Origin of the sequence: Nostoc sp., assembly GCF_036917555.1 — a bacterium.
In the GTDB taxonomy this organism is placed as follows: Bacteria; Cyanobacteriota; Cyanobacteriia; order Cyanobacteriales; family Nostocaceae; genus Nostoc.
The window spans coordinates 1-19,400 of the sequence record NZ_JBALDD010000038.1 but is presented as its reverse complement, the minus strand read 5'-3'; the positions used below and the strand labels follow the sequence as shown (position 1 = coordinate 19,400).

The window sequence follows — 19,400 nt, the reverse complement described above, 5'->3', positions numbered from 1 at the left end:
GACGTTTTTATACGCTAACCTGTAGTTTAAAGTGAGTTTTTTTTATGCCTATAAGTCCTTTGCGCGAAGAACCTCGTAACCAGCGAGCGCCTGTAATTCGTACAAGTAATGAATTTATTCTCTTGGAATGGCTGAAATCAACTGGTCGTCTAATCGAACGTGAACATCAAGAATCTGAGTATCTAACTGAAGTAGAAGAAATTTCTGAAATGATAGACCTTGACGATATCCCTTACGATCATGACGATGATGATGCTGAGATGGATTTGGAAGCCTAGTAGGGTAATTCGTAATTCGTAATTACTATATCGCAAGCGTTCCATTTACGCCGAAAGGCTAAAATTCCTGACTTATCTAAAAAGTCGGGAATTTTAGTATTAAAATGCGAGTGTGTTTAATTCTTGGACTTGAGTAAGAGATAAAATAATTGTCCATTGCTGACTGTAACACCAGCGCGATCGCCTGCGATTTTCCCAGTACCTAAAAAATAATCCACTCTACCTGCACCTTTAATTGCACCTCCGGTATCTTGGTCAAGAACATAGCGGCTAATAATGCGCTCTTGCATTTTTCCGGTAGGATTAACGAAGGGAATAGAAGCACGAATCAACGCTAAAGCACCAGGAGGCATGAGAGATTTATCTGTAGCAATAGAACGCTCTGCTGTTAGTGGTACATTGATAGAACCTTGGGCTGGTTCACCGTGATTTTCTTGAAAAAAAACAAAGCTGCGATCGTGCGGAATATAAATATTTAATTCTTGGGGATGCTTTTGGAAGTAGTCAAGAATAATTGGCATAGTTATACCTTGTAGCGGTAATTTGCCATCATTCACTAATTCTCGCCCAATACTTTTGTAGTTATAAGCGGTATTACCCCCATAGCCGATTGTTGTTTGAGTACCATCGGTAAGCTGAAGTTTCGCCGAACCTTCAATTTGAGCTAGATATGGTTCGAGGCGAAGGCGAAACCAAAACAACTCTAATCCTCGCAATTTCCCTTTTGCACTTTGCAAACCATCTACTCCTTCCAATTCCTCGCGTGTCGGATGAGGCTTACTCCAGGAGTTGAAATCAGGAGGTAAGCGATAAACAGGATAGCGGTATTCTGTTGTGGGGACGCGACTGGCTGCGTAAAGTGGCTCATAATAGGCGGTGAATAAAACGGAACCTTTGTTATCTTTACCCACTGACTGGTAAAGAACAAATTCCCGCTCAATGGCTTGATGTAATTCTGTTGCAGAATTAGTTTTTAAGAGGAGTTCCCGGAATCTTTTCAAGCTTTTGAAAACGCGATCGCGCGTAATCCCAGCCACCGGATAGTTTTGATAAGCAGTTGCAGCATTAGCTGTTTGCAGATATTGGAGACTGCGAGCGATCGCACTTATCAATGCCTTTTTCTCTGGTATTTTTCCATAAATTACTTCATCCAAACAAGAAGGATCACTTTGACAACAAGTAATTGGTAGTCTTGGGATTAATGGTAATTTTTGCTTTTGCAGAAATGCATCTTGATTTTCAGCAGTCAAAGACACTGGGATATCCCACTTTTTCACCTGACATTCTGGCGAAATGAGTTCTTGATGCGTGAAAGATTGCATCCGCACCAGTAAAATCAGCAAAACTACAGGTAGGCTGATGGCGATAATTTTGTTAAACTTTTTTAACCCAGCAAATCTCTTTTTCATTAAAATTCAAAATTTTTAATATTTTCCACCTCATTCAAATTCCAAAATCAAAAACCAAAAATGATTTAATTGTTTAATCACACCAAAAATTTTTCCAATCGCCTATTCTTTATTCATTCATATTACGGTAAGTCGCAACAGCAGAAGGTGATATCCGGTTCAAATATCGGAAGATCCAATACTTAAAGATAGTATCTAAAATCACCGGAAATGTAGCAATAAATAAGAAGATAAAATCTCTGTTTGCCGGTAATCCCCAATGGCGTGATACTCCTTCTAGGAGTACTTCCCAGCCATGAGGGGAGTGGAATCCTACAAAGATATCAGTAAACAAAATAATGATAAATGCCTTGGCACTATCGCTAAGTCCATAGACAATATTATCAAAGAAATCTTTGAGAACAGCAATAGAAGACTTACTGACTAGCAAAAGCCAGATAAAAGCAACCACCGAAAACATATCTGCAAAAACATTTTTTATAGCGCCAGAGCTTTCATGACGAAATTCTTCAGCAAGCTCTTTCGCCTTATTTTTCATTTCAGTCTCCATCTGCTCAGGTAACAATGGAGGGGCTTTGACAATGAGATTTTCAAACTTGAGCTTTTCTTCAAATCTTTGTAATTCTACAAGAGCTTCCTCTTCCATTTCGGAATTGAGAAATATCTGCATTTCCTGGGTGCTTCTAAACCGCTCAATAATTGGACCGACTACGAAAGCTTTTGCTATCTGATGCGTTAAAAGTGGTACAATAATTAATAGTAAAATAAACCTGAGAGATATTATTGTTCTTTTTTGAGTTTGACGAAAACTCTGAATTACTTCTTGTTCCGAATTAGGGTCTAATTCAACTTGCAGACGACTGATAGTACTTAAAATAGAGCGAGGTAAAACACCCGTTGTATCGGTTTTACTCTTGGCTCTTGGTTTATTATTTAAGTCTTGATTTGGTATTTTGGGTGGTAATGTTGGAGTTTTGACGAGCAGCGATTTGTCGTCAGATATCACAGAGTTAACTGGTATTGGAGGTTTTACTACTAAAGCTTTGGAAGTTGTTTGATCGGAACTTGTTGTGTATTTAGATATAACTTGGTCGATATAATTTAGCTTTTCCAAAACTAAAGAAGGACTTAGATACTCTATACCTGCTTTTTGGGCAGCTTTTTGATTCTCTTCATTTAGAAACCAACGGCTTCCTCTAAACTCCGTCAACCGCATCCTGGCAATTTTTAATAGCTTGTTGAGGTCTGACTCAAAATAATCCATCACACTGTTACTATACATGGCCGAGTCAATGTCTATTTTATTACCATTGAAATGCTTATCTTCTATTGCCTGAATTTTTAATGCTGCATCGTAAGCTTCATGTAAAGAACGTTCAGGAGTCTGTAAGTACCATCGATAAGCAGCAAGTAAGAAAGAATAGATTTTTTGACTAAAAACAGAGTTTTTCATTGCGGACAATCATTCAGCATTATTTGGTGACTATTAACCTTAAGTTAACGCACGAGGTATACTAACAAATCTACAAGGAGAAAGTTTGTGGTTTCTCATTCGGTTTGGATTGTTGGCACTAGCCGCAGTGGTAAGACGGCTCGCTTGGTAGAGCAATTTGGTAATTGGGTAATATCAGAAAAACAATATACTGAATCATTTTATACGAAAAAAACAGGACGTAAAAAAACTGGTCATCTACCCGAATTTTTATATCTTAAACAAACAGGGCCGGGAGTTTTAGTCTTAGCTGCCAATGATGATAATCGTCGAGAGTTAGGAGATATAATTGTTACCTCTACGTTAGGTAAATATCCGGTTCGTGCCAAGACGCCACTAGGTTTTTTTCAAGATGAAATTATTTTATTTTGGCCGTTGCTAATTAACTCGTTGAAGCTGAAGGCACAGTTTCCAGTAAGATTGCGACCAGAAACAGAGCAGGAGTTAGCAACCAAACTTTGGCGTCCTCGATTAGACGAAGAAATTTTACGTATTGCGGGAGTGAATGAATCTCGCTTAGTGCGTCGCATCTTGGACTTATTACAATTAGCAGCTTACAGCGGTGTACCTTGCGAAGATATTGCTCAGATTTTGGCCAAGGGTATGGGGGAAAATACCACAACTTTAGAGCCGGAATTTTTGGCATCTTTGCTGCTAGATTGGCGTAATTGGTGTTTAGAGAGGGGGTTACTGACTTATGGGATTATTACTGAACTTTATAGTCAGCACTTATTAAGCGATCGCAATTACCAGCAGCACCTAACTAAACGCTATCAGGCGGTACTGGCGGATGATGTCGATGACTATCCTAGCGTAGCGCGTCTTTTGTTTGAGTTGCTATTAGATCGAGGTGCAGTTGGTGCATTTAGTTACAATCCTGACGGTGCGGTACGATTGGGATTGGGGGCAGATCCCAACTACCTAGAAGGGTTAGCAGAGCGTTGTCGGGTAGAAATTTTGAATGAGCCGCCTCCAGAGTCTCTGAGCGAGCAACTCACTAAACAGATGGTGGAATTAATCACAGAACCGATGGTACTGTTGAGTTTACCAAAAACAGTGCATTCAATTCAAACCACTTCCCGTGCCCAATTATTGCGGCAAACAGCAGAGGTAATTGCTAATGCCATCCAATTACAGCAAGTGCAACCAGAAGAAGTGGTGATTATTGCACCAGGTTTAGATGCGATCGCTCGTTATACTCTAGTAGAAATCCTCGTTAAACAAAACATTCCAGTAGAATCGCTGAATGACCAACGTCCCTTAATTAGTTCACCGATCATTCGCGCCTTACTCACCATGCTGGCACTAGTTTATCCCGGCTTGGGACGCCTCGTAGATCGGGATGCTGTGGCAGAAATGCTGGTTGTCTTGAGTAGGAAACAACAACCAACAGAAAACTTTACAGACGCGATGAATCGCGTCTCTACCGATATTGATCCAGTACGTGCTGGTTTGATTGCAGATTACTGCTTTGTACCCCATCCCGACCGCCCCAATTTGCTACCAGTGTCAGCCTTCGAGCGTTGGGATCGAATTGGCTATGCAGCTACTACAGCATATAGTGAAATATTACAGTGGTTAGAACAGCAGCGATCGCAACAAGAACTGCGGTTAATTCCCAGTCCCATTTCTCTCTTAGACAGAGCAATTCAGCGTTTTTTGTGGAATGGTAGTAATCTCCCCTACGAACAATTAGCAGCATTGCGGGAATTATTAGAAACTGCCCAACACTACTGGGAAATTGACACTAGGTTACGACAAGTTGCCCCAGTTGAGACAACGCCTCACACAACTATTATTGAATTCATTCAATTACTGCGACGTGGTACGATTACCGCCAACCCTTACCCTGTACGCCCCATTGGTGGAGCGAGAAAGGCCGTCACACTAGCAACTATATTTCAATATCGATCTAGTAGGCGATCGCACCAGTGGCATTTTTGGCTAGATGCTGGTTCACCCCTGTGGGCGAAAGGTGGTGCAGCAACTTTGTTCGGTGCGCCATTTTTTCTGCGAGATAGATTAGGCGAACCTTGGACAGCAGAAGATGAGAAATTGGCAGAACAACAAAGACTGCAAAGGATTTTGACAGATTTACTCTCTCGTGTATCTGAGAGAGTTTATTTGTGTCACAGCGATTTAGCAGTGAATGGACAAGAGCAATTAGGGCCGCTTTTACCCTTAGTGAATGCCTGTGTAACGCATTCCGTTATATAGCGGTTTTTGTTTGGATGCAATAACTTTGACCTCGCTCCTTTTAGGAGCGAGGCTTTGAATCTTTTACTAAATCAACTTAGCACTTACTGAAATATCCGAGTAAATTAAAAATGATATTGCTGAAATAGTAAAAGAAGGTTGTTAAGTTAATGTCACTCGATTCGCTTAAGCAAGAAGCAAAAAATCATAACACTTCACCACAAAGATTATGAGAGCTAGCTGCAATTAATGATGAACTAACGAGATTAGTTGCTGCGAATCCTCGCACCGATAGTAGTTTATTAGGAGAACTTGCGATACAAGCCAGAACTAAGAAAGAGGTGGAAATGCAAAGAGCGATCGCAAGCAATCCCAATACGCCAACACAATCGTTAATCGGACTAGCATGTTTCCTGAAGAGTTCTTTAGCAATCCGGCTTATGATTTATCAATTCTAGAAAATTTCCACTTTGCTCACTGTTTGGGGAATAAATTACTCTTGAAGCTTGTTTGTACATCTAATGCACAAACATCTTTTCTAGAATTTGCTGCTGGCATTTGTGAGACTAATATTAAGCGTATTCGCAATGATAAATATTTGGAACAATTCTCTCTAAAACAGTAATATTGCATTAAGTATCTTCGGATGTATATAGGGATAATAAGTAGATTCTCTTTTGAAGAATTTTGGAAATGGAGAGAGATTTTAATTGTTATAGTTAGTCATCATAATCAGGACTTACGCAACTGGCACAGAGCGATCACTATTATATAGTACTTAAGTACTATATAGAATTGACGTACCCAGATGGTATTGCGGATCGTTTCCAAATGTATCTTCATAGCTTATGCTTATATAAAGTCTAATTAGTTTAGGGTAATCAACATAAGGCAATGACTCGCCGCTTTTGAATAAAATATCTTCTGTTATTTGTAAAATATAAAACTGACCATATAGGTAAAAGTTCTCAGTTTTATTTGGATGAAGCTCATTATAAGCTAGCTCAAAATAATCTGACAAAAACAGAGGCTTTTACAGAAGGGGTTAAGCAAGAAATTAAACACAATCCAACGCTGAAAGCCAGATTGCAAGCTGCCATAAAAGCAGGCAAAGTAGAAGCGTTGAAAGCAATCTTCAATCACCCATTATTCAGCATTTCCGCTGAGACAATTAAAGGATGGCTAGAAGCTTAACTGGAACTTGCATGTTTCTAAAGCTCAAGATTATCTTGTGCCGAATGCCAAAATCTAGCAATACTGATCAGTTTTTTCTCATCTTCAACTCTGTAGACAACACGATAGGGTTTAAGAATGATCTGACGAATATTAAGGTCATCAAACTCAGGTACTCGATATAATTTATTATGTAGTCTAGTTATTATTCTACACACGACTAAAAAAACAGAGTATGACAATCTTACAAGTTGTGGATAAAGAGTTTTCAGAAGTTCCCGTCATTGATATTAGTCCATTGGTTTCTCAAACTAGCAACTATTCTGATGTAATTGCAGACCAAATTAGACAAGCTCTCCAAGATTACGGTTTCTTCTATATCGTCGGACATGGAGTTGATGAGCAACTACAAAAACAGTTAGAACATCTCAGCCAACAGTTTTTTGCGCAGGATGTAGAAACAAAACTGAAGATTCGTATGGCTCTTGGTGGTAAAGCATGGCGAGGATATTTCCCTGTAGGGAATGAATTGACATCAGGTAGACCGGACTTAAAAGAAGGTATTTACTTCGGTACAGAACTAGAATCAGACCACCCACTTGTGAAAACTGGTGTACCAATGCACGGTCGAAATCTTTTTCCATCCAATATTCCCCAGTTTCAGGAAACAGTGCTGAATTACATAGACTCAATGACCAGACTTGGACACACTCTTATGGCTGGTATTGCTCTAAGTTTGGGGTTAGAAAAGTCCTACTTTGCAGACCGTTATACAAAAAACCCATTGATATTATTTCGGATTTTCAATTACCCTCCTAATTCATCATTATCTGAATATAAATGGGGCGTTGGCGAACATACAGATTATGGAGTATTAACTATACTAAAACAAGATAATGTCGGTGGATTACAAGTCAAATTAAAGTCTGGTTGGATAGATGCACCTTTTATTCCTGGTTCATTCGTATGCAACATTGGGGATATGCTCGATCGTATGACACGAGGACTGTATCGCTCAACACCCCACCGCGTTCAGAACCGATCAACAAATAATCGCTTGTCATTTCCATTTTTCTTTGATCCCAATTTCAACATTGAAGTTAAACCTATTGAACTCAACGGCATAGTAGTGAATGACGATCAAAGCGATCGCTGGGATAAAGCGAGTGTCCACGAATTTCGTGGGACTTATGGCGATTATCTTCTGAATAAAGTCTCTAAAGTATTTCCAGAACTGCGCCAAACAGTGTTTTAGAGTGCTGTACATGGATAGCACGGCGTTGAGCCAATGCTGAGTAAAAGTTACTAAGGGATTTGCGGAAAAATAAAATAACAGCCATCCTAGAAGAGAGGAAGTGGTGAACTGTCCGTGCCTGGTTTAAATATCTAGAATGGGAATCCCTCAATTGATGCTCACCGACACCATCAAATCGACCTTTAAAGATGCAGCACAGAAACTGACTGGCAATCGCAAACAAGATTTCATGGCAAAAGTTACCGAAGATTACTTCGATAGTTCAGCACGCATTGCAGAAACTGTTTTGGGATGGAATTCGCCAGAGTGTGCAACTCGGCTTGCATGAAAGGCGGACGGGGATAGTCTGTGTAGAGAATTATCAGGCAAGGGGACGACACCCTAGTATTGAGGTATTGCCCAACTTAGAAGCAGATATTCGTTCATTGGTGGATGCTCAAGCTCAAGCCGACCCTAAATTTCAATCGACCTTTCTGTATGCCCGCATTAGTGTTAGAGCAGTACGAGAAGCATTAGTGAGTGTTCATGGCTATAACGAGAGCGAATTGCCATCTCGTCAAACTTGCGGATAAATTCTCAATCGCTTAGGGTATCGCCTAAAAAAACACAAAAAACGAAACCCTTGAAAAAGATTCTGCAAACTGATGCCATTTTCGAGAAGTTCTCTCACAAGAGTTGGAACAATACCAATCCCAATGGCAGCGTTCTGAAACATTACCCAAATGGGATATTACTATTGCCTCTGTTTAGCTGGTATTTTATTTTCTTACAAGTCCCTAAACTGCGATCGCTAGTATCACACCTATAGTTTCTTTCTTTTTACCACTTGCATCAATAGCACCGTCATCCTTACTGCTTGATTTTTAAATTAGCTTGTGGTAAAGTCCGTGCAATCACAATCTACTTTAAATCGGTCGACTTACAGTAAATTATTTAAATGAGAGAGTTAGTAAACAGAGTCTAACCGCAAAATAAAAAATTTCCCATCTTCAACTTTTACATCATTCCGAAATCAGTTTTTTAATTAAAGCCTGTATTTTAAACCCTAAAAAATTGGTAATACATCATGGTAGCAATATCTAGAAAACGTAACTTTCTAATTTTATTAGTAGCTGGAGTATTTACTCTCACCACAACTTTAGTAAGTTGTAAAGCACCAGATACACGAGAAAAGGCAGCAGTTGCAGCTCCTAATGGCATTAAGACAAAATTGTTAATAATTGGCTATTTTACTGCTGCGGATATCACCAAAAATAGACAAGTTTTAGAGAAACGCTTGAATCCCTTGGGTATTCAAGTGCAGTGGGCACAATTTACAGCTGGGCCACAGCTTTTAGAAGCAATAAATGTGGGCAGTTTGGATGTCGGTGCTGTTGGTGAAACTCCACCCATATTTGCCCAAGCAACTGGTATTCCCTTTGTTCTTCTTGTTAATACTATACCGGGTACTGGTGAAGGTTCGGCGATCGTAGTACCAGAAGACTCCCCCATCAAAACTATAGCTGATTTAAAAGGTAAAAGAATTGCCTTTCAAAGAGCTACTGCTAGTCAATACTTTGTGGTTAAAGCTTTACAAGAAGGAGGACTAGAGCTAAAAGATGTCAAACATCTCAATCTGATAGCAGCAGAAACTCGTGCAGCATTATCGCGTAAGAGCATTGATGCAGCTGTGCTAGGTGACCCCCACCTGGCTATATTTCAGAGAACGGAAAAAGTTCAGATTCTTCGTAATGCTAAAGGACTTTCAAGCCAAGGAGGCTATTGGATAGCTGCACGTAGCTTCGTGAAAGAGAACCCTGAGCTAATAAAAATTGTCCTTGAAGAAGTCCACAAATTAGGCAAATGGTATAAAGCAAATACGCGAGAAGTTGCCGAAATTGTCGGGCGTGATACCAAGCTTGATTTACCAACCTTAGAAACAATAGTCAAGCGTCGGCGTTTTGGCATCAGACCGATTACTGATAAGGTTATAGCAGGACAGCAAGAAATATCTGACTTGTTCTATAAGCAAAAATTCATCACTAAAAAGATTAATGTCAAGGATGTAACACTTACTCCTGAAGAATATGCTGCTATACTCCCGGCAGAAATCAAGCCCTGAGCATTTGCAGTGAACATTAAGCCTGAAAAAATTGACAATACATTATGCTAACAGTATCTAGAAAACGCAACTTTTTAATGTTCTTGATGGCTGGAGTATTTACCCTAATTTGTAATTGAGGAAAAGGGAACGAGGAACAGTTTCGTAGGGTGTATTATCGCTGTTCTCATAATGTACCGCAAATCTTGGTGGTGCATAGGGCTAATTTATATAATTGCATCCTACTAAACTATGAATCAATATCAAAATTTAAAATTCGATGACAGATGAAAGAAGTGATTTAAGAACCACTTTTAATCAAGTAGCACTGTTGTATGACCAAGTTCGACCAGGATATCCAGAAGCGCTTTTTGACGATGTGGTGTCTCTCTCAGAAATCACTTCAGACGGAAGGATATTAGAGATTGGTTGTGGTACTGGTCAGGCAACTGTGCCCTTTGCCCGCCGGGGTTATCGTATACTCTGCATTGAGTTGGGTGAGAATCTTGCTACGGTTGCTCAAAAAAATCTGGCTGCTTATCCACAAGTAGAAGTACGTAACATCGCTTTTGAGGATTGGATGACCCAAGAAAATGCTTTTGATTTAGTGATTTCGGCGACTGCTTTCCATTGGCTTGACCCAAGTATTGCTTACAAAAAAACGGCTCAAGCCCTCACATCTAAAGGAGCGATCGCGCTATTTTGGAATGAACATGTATATAGTGATGCTAGTAATGGCTTCTTTGAAGAAGTACAGGAGCTATATCAAAGTTTAGCTCCTTAACTGGTTAAAGACGATGAGCCTCCTTTGCGTGAGCAGAAAGTCCCTAATAAAACAAGTGAGATTGAGCAAACAGGTTTGTTTGGTGAACTTGTCTATCGCTCTTATCGATGGGATGCAACATACAATAGTGCAAGTTATCTCAACCTCTTGAATACTTACTCCGGTCATCTAAATTTAGATCGCATTACAAAAGCGCGTTTTTTCCATGCGATCGCTGAATTAATTAATACCAACTTCAATGGTCAAATTACTAAAGGTTACTTAACTACTTTATACGTAGCCCACCTACTCTAATCTTATCTAAATCATTTTGCAGATAACAGTTACGTTTTGTAAGGGGGACTGTTACGACTGTTACCCCAACACAAACACCTGTTGTATATGGGATTATTAAACGCCTTTGAGTAGGATAAAAATTGTCCTTGAAGAAGTTCACAAATTAGGCAGGCATAGGCGACTGGCGTTTTCCTTGGACTTACTCCGTAGATGCTTTTTTGCTTTCAACTTTGAGTCTTTCCTGCAAAAAGACGTTAAAACAGATTGACAACTTGGGGAAAATTTGGGAGTATCAAACTACGGTAATTCGGTAGATTTTTAGTGCTTTATAAAACTTAAATACATCTAAAACCCTTACAGAGGAATGGTTTTTGTCGAGTGCAGTCGGTGGCTTGAATATGTTACCAGATGTAATCGCCTCAAGGCTGGAAACATTCTTCAACTTTGTAGTGCTAAAGTCGCGTCACCCAGAAATAACAATTGCCTCACCACTCACCAACATAGATTTTCCACAGGATATTCGGAGATAGAAACTAATGATTAAGAGTCCAGAGAAACTTGCAGATACGACAATTCAGTTTTCGGTTCCTGTAAGAGCAAACTCGCCAGAACTCCAGCAGCTTTTTGATTTTATTGCTCTGGGAGCAAGTGAGCGCGATCGCGATCGCATCCTTCCTTATAATGTAGTTGAATTGATCCGGCGTTCCAGGTTGGGTGCATTGCGAATCCCCGTTGCCGAAGGTGGTGGTGGTAGCACTGCACGCGAACTATTCGAGATCGTGATTCGGCTGGGGGATGCCGATCCAAATGTCGCTCACATTGTGCGGAATCATTTCTCTGTAACAGAGCGAATTTTGCGTTCTGAGCGCACCCAAAGGAATCGTCGCTGGCTCAAAGCCGTCGTCGATGGCGCGATTATTGGACTTGCTTCAACCGAACTGGAAGTTAAGCGATCTGGTGGCGGCCAAGTCGTGAATACAAAATTAACACCTGATGGCGATGGCTATCGTCTAAATGGGACAAAGTATTACAGCACTGGCAGCCTTTATGCAGACTTGATTTTCGTGCGTGTGCTAGTACCTGATGGCACTAAAGCGTTTATACTCATTCCCACCAACCGCGAGGGTCTTGACCTGGTGGACGACTGGGACGGGTTTGGTCAAAGGCTTACAGGCACTGGAACAACAACATTCCAAAATGTCCGTGTAGAGGCAGACGAAGTAATTTTTGAGACAGACACAGACAAAGACAACCTACCCTACAACATCGTCCCGCAATTATTTTTAACAGCAATTAATGCTGGTATTATTCGCAGCGTTCTACGCGATGCAACAACCCTCGTTCGTACCCGACCCCGGACTTTCTATCATGCTGTAGCCGAGCAAGCAACAGATGACCCAATCTTGCAGCAGACTGTCGGGCAGATTGCCGCCAATGCCTTTGCTGCCGAAGCGATCGTTTTAGCAGCAGCTGATGGTCTTGATCGCCTCCCTGCTGCCCAAGCTCAGGGTGAAGAGGCAGAGACGGCTGCGGCACTAGCAACTTCTCTGAGTGCAGCCAAAGCCAAATTGATTGTTGATGATTTGGCTCTACGTTCAGCTACCTTATTGTTTGAAGTTGGTGGGGCTTCCACAACAAAGAAAAGCTCCAACTTTGATCGTCATTGGCGCAACGCCCGTACCTTATCCTCACACAACCCAAATCACTTTAAGGCTCGGGCGATCGGCGACTACGAAATCAACGGTACACCATTGCCACAACGAGGATTCTTCTAATTTTGTTCAGATCCCTGACTTTTAACTTGTAGCAATTTATCAGAAGTCGGGGATCTCGCAGCCAACCGAAACCGTTGAGAGGAACTATGAGTACAATTGATACGACTTTTTTGAGAGCAAGTAAAGAGGCGATCGCTTCTCCAACAGACTATCCCCAAAGCCCATTATCTCAAGCTCTCCAGCAGCCTGTACTGCTAGGGCTGTTCCTACCGATTCATCACGGTGGTTGGAGTTCTTCTACCCTACTGCGCACTACAGACTGGTCGTTTGATTACAATGCCAAACTGACCCAAAAAGCTGAAGAGCTAGGTTTTGACCTGGTTTTCGGCTATTCTACCTGGCAGCCGAAGGGTGGACAAGGGCCAACTCGTACAGAAGCAGGTTTAGATGCCTTCATCGCTACTGCCTCCCTTGCTGCCATTACCTCACGCATTCTATTAATCTCAACAATTCACGTTCTCTACGGGCCTTGGCATCCCATCCATCTAGCTAAATTTGGTGCGACACTTGACCACATTTCTAAAGGTCGCTGGGGAATTAATGTTGTCACTGGACATCGGGCTTATGAGCATGAACTGTTCGGCTGGAGCCAAATCGAACACGATCGCCGCTATGAACTCGCTGATGAATTTGTCACCGTTCTCAAACGACTCTGGTCGGAAACAGAGAATTTTTCTTATAAAAGTCAGAGTTCTTGGCAGTTTAAGGATGCCTACATCAGCCCCCGCCCGCTTTATGGTCGCCCCATCCTAGTTAACGCCACCGGTTCGGATGCTGGCATCGAGTTTGCGGGTCGCCATTCTGATATTGTATTTATCACCAGTCCGGCTGGCGGTGACATAGAAAGCGCCTTGTCGTCGTTACCCGCCCATACAGCTCGTGTTAAACAATCAGCGATCGCTAATGGTAGACTTGTCCGCACTCTCCTGAATCCGCTTATTGTCGTGCGTGAAACTGAAAAAGAAGCGGAAGAATATGCTCAGGCGATTATCGACCATGCCGATTATCAGTCAATCGCTGGACGTTCTGGCGTTAGCAGCGATGCACACGCCTGGAGGGGGCATCAAAAGGGAAATCTGCATTATGGCGTTGGTAGTGCGATCGGCGGTAATGTGCAGTTAATCGGTTCACCCGAACAAATCACCGAACAACTTTTGCAACTAAATAAAGCTGGTGTCGATGGTTTCCAGCTTGCCTTTTATGATTTTGAGCCTGATCTGGATTTATTTGGTAAGCGCGTTCTACCACTATTGAAACAGGCTGGACTTAGGTTTTAAGGGGAATTGGGGGTTGAAATTTAACCTGCACTAAATTCTCATAGTCAAAGATAAAGAAATATTGATTGGATTTGAACAGCCCATTAAAAGGTGGTACTTATATCTTATACTACGGTAAATCAGTCGATTTAGTGTAATTTAGTCCCTATCATCATAGATATGGCTGCTTAAACTCCTAAAATTGATATCAAGGAGTCCATTGTGGGGAATTATTTCAATGAACACCGCTTTCAGTACAAAGAAAAATGTTCTGCTAGTACAATCTTCGCAGTTGCAACGTCTCTTCTTAGTTTGATAGCTTCTGGTTGCAGTCAACAAACAGCTATCAATGCCGCAGCTAACTCAGATTCCTCTTCAAAAACTCTCACTACTAAAATTACAGAGAAAAACAATGTGATTCGCTTGGGCTACCAAAAAGGCGGGATTATTCCCATTGCGCGTCAGCGAGGTGAGTTAGAGCGTCAGTTAGCCACGCAAAATATTAAAGTTGAATGGAGTGGGCCATTTGACCGTTGCGCTACGCTTTTAAGTTCTCTCAATGGGAATCGGGCAGATATTGGTGGATGTGGTGACATTCCTTCAATTTCTGGAATTGCTGCTGGACAACCTCTTTGTATTGGCTCTGTACAGCGTCCTAGTCCAGATTCTTTGAGTAATGCTATCTTAGTTCGTGGTGATTCTCCCATTCGGAAACCGACTGATTTAGTAGGTAAAAAAGTTGCTGTTAATCAAGGTGGTGCAGGCGAATATCTGTTATTAAAAGTTTTGGAAAAAGAAAATATTCCTTCATATAAAGTCCAGCGAGTTTACTTATCACCGAATGATGCTGCACCTGCTCTATATCAAGGTTCTGTTGATGCGTGGGCAGTTTGGGAACCTTATATTTCAATTGCAGAATTAGAGCATAAGGCACGGAGAATTACCACTACACACCCTGCGCCTACCTACGGCATTATGATTGTTCGCGGTGATGCAGCTAAAGAAAATCCTGTCGCCATGAAAGCTGCTCTCACTGCTTTGAGTGAGGATGGTGAATGGTTAAATCAACATACTAATGCTGCATCAGATTTTCTAGTTAAAGAGCTAAAACTTTCTGATGCGGTAGCCAAGCAAGTGACTAAAAATCGAGGACCAGAGTCTTACATATTTCCTAATACTGGGGATATAGCCAAGCTTCAGAAAACAGCTGACTGGTTACTAAAGCAAAAAATTATTCCACAACAAGTAGATATTGCTACAGCAGTGTGTCCGTTAGAAACTACCGCCGCTAGGTAGGAAACGATGTAGTTGGTGGTTATTTTACTTCCTTGTTTTTTTACCCAAAAATTAACGTGTCTACCAATTGGCTGCAACAGAATTTTTTCTTCTCTCTGGGTTGCTTGTTAGCCCTAGCAACAACGGCTTGCTCACAGGTGAAGTCTACTAGTCCAACACCGATCGCTGCTAATCTTAGCTCATCCCAAATCGCACTATTGAATACAACTCAACTGCATGTTGCTAAATCTAAAGGTGGCTGGGACTTAAATTTGAAGTTAGCTAAACTAGATAATTTCCCTTATCAAACTCAATTTACTGAGTTTACTGGGGGTAATTTGATGGTACAGTCAATCAATGCTGGTGCGATTGACCTGGGCTCAGCCAGTGAAATTCCGCCGATTTTTGCGATTGAATCCAAAGCATCTGTAAAAATTATTGCCACTCTCAAAGGGCCGACGATTGGTCAAGTTGTACTCATACCCAAGGACTCGACTGCCAAAACGATCGCTGACCTCAAAGGTAAAAATGTGGGTTATGTTAAAGCTACGACTGCCCACTACTTCCTGATTAAGATGTTGGAAAAAGTCGGGCTAACGATGAAGGATATCAATGCAATTCCTTTATCGATACCCGATGGACTAGCTGCTTTTCGTAAAGGACAGCTTGATGCTTGGGCTACCTACGGTTATTCCATCCCCCAAGCCAAAAAAGAAGGGGCGCGGGTGCTGGAATCTGCAAAAGATATTTTGAGTGGTAACTTCGTAATTATTGCTTCACCCAATGCGATCGCCGATCCCCAAAAGAAAATAGCGATCGCTGATTTTCTATGTCGTTTGCAAAAATCCCAAACTTGGCGGGAATCTCATCTTAAGAAGTGGTCGAAGAATTATGCAAAGACCATTGATGTTGATGAAGGCATCGTTTATCAAGATGCCCAGCAAGGACTACAACAGCGTCGCCAAGAATTACTTCCTGTTTCTGACGAAGCTATTGCTTCTCAGCAAAAGGTTGCTGATACCTTTTTTCAAACGGGTGTAATTCACACAAAAGTTGATGTGAAACAACTTTGGGACAGCAGTTTTAACGAAGATATCGCCAAATGCCAATAATTGCAGCAAAAAGTAAAAAGCTAAATGTCAAAATTACCTTATTTTTAATAGGGGTAAAAATATGTTTCATGGAATAGAAAAAGAATTATTAAATGGAGTACCTTGGTTATTTGGACAACAGTCACAATTACCACATCATCTCCAATTAACAGATCAGCAAGAACATGAGAACCGTGATATTTGGGAATTCCCACCACAAGAATCTGCTGATCGTGAGCGTGTTCTTAAGCAGGAGATAAAATGGTTTGGGATTTTCAGCAAACTAAAAAGTTTTTCTTTAAAGGTGTAAGCGTAGCCCGCACTTCTCTACGAGACGCTGCGCGAACGACAAAGCTCAGTGACCACCGCAGGCATTGCCAATAAATAAAGATAAGCGTTATCAGCTACTGAAATTAATAGAAAATTTCAACTAATTTGCAATGTGCAGTACAGCTTTACCGGGGTAGCTTCTTTCAAGTATTTGGGTGACATCAGCACCGCTTTGCTAACAGTCAGTAATTATCTTATTTTGTAAAGCTTAATATTAGATAAACTAATTATTAGCTACTCATGATATTATGCTTTTCAGTATCACTAATCTCGATAAAATCTCATTTCATCCTCAAATACCGACATGACAACAACGACTGACCTCGATTTTGCTGCACGTGAGGCGTTGCGCTTACTCGGCCCCGATCCCGAAAACTGGGTGAGCGATCACTCAGGCATTGACCACAATGTGACGATAGTAGGTGGTAGTGGCAGTGGCAGCACCTTTGCATTTGCGCTGGGCCGTGCCGGCATTGGCCGTGTGACAGTCATCGACGAGGCTGAGGACGAAGCTCATGCTGGCGTGTGGCTGACGCGGGCGCGGATGAAAAAGTTACGCACACCGAAAAACCTGCCAGGGCCAGAACTGGGCATTCCGGCGCTATCATTTCAAGCTTGGTACGAGACGCAGCACGGTGTTGAAGCATACGCAACGCTTGATCGCATTCCACGAGTGGCCTGGGCTGAGTACCTCAGCTGGTATCGGCATTTTCTGGGCATTTCAGTTCGGTATCGGACGAAGTTGGTGCGGATTGAGCCGGACGCAGATTTCTTTCGTCTACATCTAGAAGTGAACGGTGTCGCGCAGGTGGAAACCACACGTAAAATTATCTTCGCCAACGGTGTAGCTGGCACTGGTGGCCCAAAAATACCGCCTGTATTGGCATCTCTGCCACGCACCTTATATGCACATACCGCTGATGAAATCGACTTTAACAATCTGCGTGGCAAAACAGTAGCAGTGCTGGGTGCTGCGGCCTCAGCTTTTGATGCAGCAGGAGTGGCATTGGAATCAGGCGCTAAGGCAGTACACCTGTTCGCACGACGGCCAGCGATCGCATCTCTGCCAGTAAATCGCCTCCGAGGTTATCCTGGCGCTTACTATAACTATCCGCAACTACCTGATGCAGCTCGCTGGTTCCAAGCCTGGCGGTTTAATCAGGTTGGCTCTACACCACCACCAGATGCAATCGAGCGGGTAATAGCGTTCTCTAACTTCCACCTGCACTTATCTGCACCGTGGAAATCTGCTTACAACCAGGGCGATCGCATCGTCGCTCAGGTAAATGATGATGTTTTCGAGTTCGATTTTGCGATCGCTGGTACTGGCTACTTTGTTGACCCGACGAAGCGGCCGGAACTTGCCGAATTTGCACATCATATTGCCCTCTGGCGCGATCGCTATGAAGCCCCAGCCGACCAGCGTGACGATCAACTCAGCACCCACCCTTACCTTGGCAGCGCCCATGAATACCAAGAAAAAGTACCTGGCAATGCCCCCTACCTGAAAGATATCCATGTGTTCAATCCTGCTGGCTTCATCAGCTTCGGTCTGCCAATCGGTGATGTACCTAGTATCCGACGCGATGTGCCAGCAGTAGTGGCACGCATCAGCCATGACTTGTTCTTTGCTGACTGGTCACTACACGAAGCCCGGATCACTAACGGCAACATTTCGCCGGACTTCGACACATCATTGTATGCAGACGCGGTATGGAAACAGCAAGCCAAGGTGACAGTCAGCTAAATCTGTGTAGCAGCTTAATTCACGCCTAATAGACATCTCCGAAAACAATCAAAACCTTTGTATAGCTGGGCTGTAGTCCGTAAATGCAATCATTATAGACTAATGCGGTTCAGTTAAGGCTCAAACAGTTGTAAATTAGGTATTGTTTCCAAAAATGGAAATCAAGTACTGTGCATCTGAAAGAATTCTCATTAATGTCTCCCAAAATACAAAGTACTGAGATATTCAAAGCAATAGAGATGGCTATTCCAGCAACTTCAATCGAAGAGGCGATAAGCCTACGACATCATTCGGAACAAGTTAAGAATGAGTAGAATTTGTCAATACGCCTTTAAGTAGAAAAAAATCTGCATAAGAATGATAATCGTAGTCTGCAGCAGGAGGCGAGCGACGCTCGCCTCCTCCCGACCCCAGTATTTGATTATCATTACCAGTAAGTTGGACGGGATGATTTGTGTAGTGAAAAATTATGGCAAACTCAGTGAAGGCAAGTAATTGAAGCATTTGTCACCATGAGCAGCAGTCGTAAAACAAATCGAGATCATGCCAAAAAAAACGCAACGGCCAATGGTGGAAGATGAAGTAATAGCAGAGCAATTATAGGAATCCGATTTGATTCCTGAAAAAATCTAAGTATATGTAGGGGAGCCAGCCGTGTGGGCGGGTTTCTCGACTTGAGCGGACTGGCGTTGTGTTAAGCGTAAGCCGTAACGTACCAAAAGCTTTGGGGGAGGTGTCGTACTTTCAGCTAACACACACCTACGTGTATTTCAAAAATCAAATAGGAGTCCTATATTGTTAATACAGTTTTGACTACTTTAGTTTTTTTTGGGTTTTCTTTACCAACATTTTTTACAGGATTACTGTTTATTATTATCTTCAGTATATAGTTAAAATGGTTCCCTTTTATCTACAATAGTACTTTACAGGTAACAGATTGGCAGAGCTTTATCGCTCAAATTAAACAATCTGTTATGCCTATT

The 19,400-nt window shown here is 41.9% G+C and carries 21 protein-coding genes; 17 read left to right on the top strand and 4 right to left on the bottom strand.

Going from position 1 to position 19,400, the window contains the following annotated elements; genetic code table 11:
- Positions 1-44: 44 nt before the first annotated feature.
- The gene (locus V7K60_RS16275) at positions 45-278 is read left to right on the top strand and encodes a DUF3134 domain-containing protein (RefSeq protein ID WP_094350689.1); all 234 of its coding nucleotides are present in this window, start codon (positions 45-47) and stop codon (positions 276-278) included.
- Positions 279-394: 116 nt separating this feature from the next.
- Here the strand turns inward: V7K60_RS16275 and mltA are convergent, their stop codons facing one another.
- Positions 395-1,687 carry a murein transglycosylase A gene (gene mltA, locus V7K60_RS16270; RefSeq protein WP_334926889.1) on the bottom strand — a complete coding sequence of 431 codons (1,293 nt, stop codon included), beginning with the start codon at positions 1,685-1,687 and terminating at the stop codon, positions 395-397.
- 109 nt (positions 1,688-1,796) lie between these two features.
- The gene (locus V7K60_RS16265) at positions 1,797-3,140 is read right to left on the bottom strand and encodes a proton extrusion protein PcxA (protein WP_442944410.1); all 1,344 of its coding nucleotides are present in this window, start codon (positions 3,138-3,140) and stop codon (positions 1,797-1,799) included.
- Positions 3,141-3,227: 87 nt separating this feature from the next.
- On the opposite strand from V7K60_RS16265, the gene V7K60_RS16260 reads away from it, so the two are divergent.
- Positions 3,228-5,396 (top strand): recombinase family protein, encoded by a 2,169-nt coding sequence (locus V7K60_RS16260; protein ID WP_334926887.1) that lies wholly within the window; start codon positions 3,228-3,230, stop codon positions 5,394-5,396.
- Between the two features lie 957 nt (positions 5,397-6,353).
- Positions 6,354-6,569: a hypothetical protein gene (locus V7K60_RS16255; protein ID WP_334926886.1), complete on the top strand. Its 216-nt coding sequence runs from the start codon at positions 6,354-6,356 to the stop codon at positions 6,567-6,569.
- A 17-nt stretch (positions 6,570-6,586) separates the two neighbouring features.
- Here the strand turns inward: V7K60_RS16255 and V7K60_RS16250 are convergent, their stop codons facing one another.
- Positions 6,587-6,766, bottom strand: a complete 180-nt coding sequence (locus V7K60_RS16250; protein ID WP_334926921.1) for a type II toxin-antitoxin system RelE/ParE family toxin — start codon at positions 6,764-6,766, stop codon at positions 6,587-6,589.
- Positions 6,767-6,783: 17 nt separating this feature from the next.
- Between V7K60_RS16250 and V7K60_RS16245 the strand changes: the two genes are divergently transcribed.
- The 14 genes from V7K60_RS16245 (at position 6,784) to V7K60_RS16180 (ending at position 18,417) form a co-directional block, all read left to right on the top strand.
- On the top strand, positions 6,784-7,803 hold the full coding sequence (locus tag V7K60_RS16245; RefSeq protein ID WP_334926885.1) for an isopenicillin N synthase family dioxygenase: 1,020 nt from the start codon (positions 6,784-6,786) through the stop codon (positions 7,801-7,803).
- 136 nt (positions 7,804-7,939) lie between these two features.
- Entirely contained in the window at positions 7,940-8,131 is a 192-nt protein-coding gene (locus tag V7K60_RS16240) for a hypothetical protein (protein WP_334926884.1), read from the top strand.
- Entirely contained in the window at positions 8,076-8,375 is a 300-nt protein-coding gene (locus V7K60_RS16235; RefSeq protein ID WP_334926883.1) for a hypothetical protein, read from the top strand. The genes V7K60_RS16240 and V7K60_RS16235 overlap by 56 nt, the downstream gene beginning before the upstream one ends.
- Before the next feature lie 50 nt (positions 8,376-8,425).
- A complete protein-coding gene (locus V7K60_RS16230; RefSeq protein ID WP_334926882.1) occupies positions 8,426-8,611 on the top strand; it encodes a hypothetical protein in 186 nt (61 codons plus the stop codon).
- Between the two features lie 258 nt (positions 8,612-8,869).
- A complete protein-coding gene (locus V7K60_RS16225) occupies positions 8,870-9,904 on the top strand; it encodes an aliphatic sulfonate ABC transporter substrate-binding protein (protein WP_334926881.1) in 1,035 nt (344 codons plus the stop codon).
- Between the two features lie 259 nt (positions 9,905-10,163).
- Positions 10,164-10,667, top strand: coding sequence for a class I SAM-dependent methyltransferase (locus V7K60_RS16220; RefSeq protein WP_334926880.1), 504 nt, complete (start codon positions 10,164-10,166; stop codon positions 10,665-10,667).
- Between the two features lie 24 nt (positions 10,668-10,691).
- Positions 10,692-10,961: a hypothetical protein gene (locus tag V7K60_RS16215; protein WP_334926879.1), complete on the top strand. Its 270-nt coding sequence runs from the start codon at positions 10,692-10,694 to the stop codon at positions 10,959-10,961.
- A gap of 353 nt (positions 10,962-11,314) precedes the next feature.
- Positions 11,315-11,473, top strand: a complete 159-nt coding sequence (locus V7K60_RS16210; protein ID WP_334926878.1) for a hypothetical protein — start codon at positions 11,315-11,317, stop codon at positions 11,471-11,473.
- Between the two features lie 6 nt (positions 11,474-11,479).
- Positions 11,480-12,718, top strand: a complete 1,239-nt coding sequence (locus V7K60_RS16205; RefSeq protein ID WP_334926877.1) for an acyl-CoA dehydrogenase family protein — start codon at positions 11,480-11,482, stop codon at positions 12,716-12,718.
- A gap of 86 nt (positions 12,719-12,804) precedes the next feature.
- Positions 12,805-13,995: an LLM class flavin-dependent oxidoreductase gene (locus tag V7K60_RS16200; RefSeq protein ID WP_334926876.1), complete on the top strand. Its 1,191-nt coding sequence runs from the start codon at positions 12,805-12,807 to the stop codon at positions 13,993-13,995.
- Positions 13,996-14,196: 201 nt separating this feature from the next.
- Positions 14,197-15,270: an aliphatic sulfonate ABC transporter substrate-binding protein gene (locus V7K60_RS16195; protein ID WP_334926875.1), complete on the top strand. Its 1,074-nt coding sequence runs from the start codon at positions 14,197-14,199 to the stop codon at positions 15,268-15,270.
- A 56-nt stretch (positions 15,271-15,326) separates the two neighbouring features.
- On the top strand, positions 15,327-16,361 hold the full coding sequence (locus V7K60_RS16190) for an ABC transporter substrate-binding protein (protein WP_334926874.1): 1,035 nt from the start codon (positions 15,327-15,329) through the stop codon (positions 16,359-16,361).
- Between the two features lie 61 nt (positions 16,362-16,422).
- Positions 16,423-16,650, top strand: coding sequence for a hypothetical protein (locus V7K60_RS16185; protein WP_334926873.1), 228 nt, complete (start codon positions 16,423-16,425; stop codon positions 16,648-16,650).
- 324 nt (positions 16,651-16,974) lie between these two features.
- Entirely contained in the window at positions 16,975-18,417 is a 1,443-nt protein-coding gene (locus tag V7K60_RS16180) for an FAD-dependent oxidoreductase (protein ID WP_334926872.1), read from the top strand.
- Between the two features lie 300 nt (positions 18,418-18,717).
- Here V7K60_RS16180 and V7K60_RS16175 read toward each other — a convergent pair whose 3' ends face one another.
- On the bottom strand, positions 18,718-18,921 hold the full coding sequence (locus V7K60_RS16175; RefSeq protein ID WP_334926871.1) for a hypothetical protein: 204 nt from the start codon (positions 18,919-18,921) through the stop codon (positions 18,718-18,720).
- Positions 18,922-19,400 lie beyond the last annotated feature (479 nt).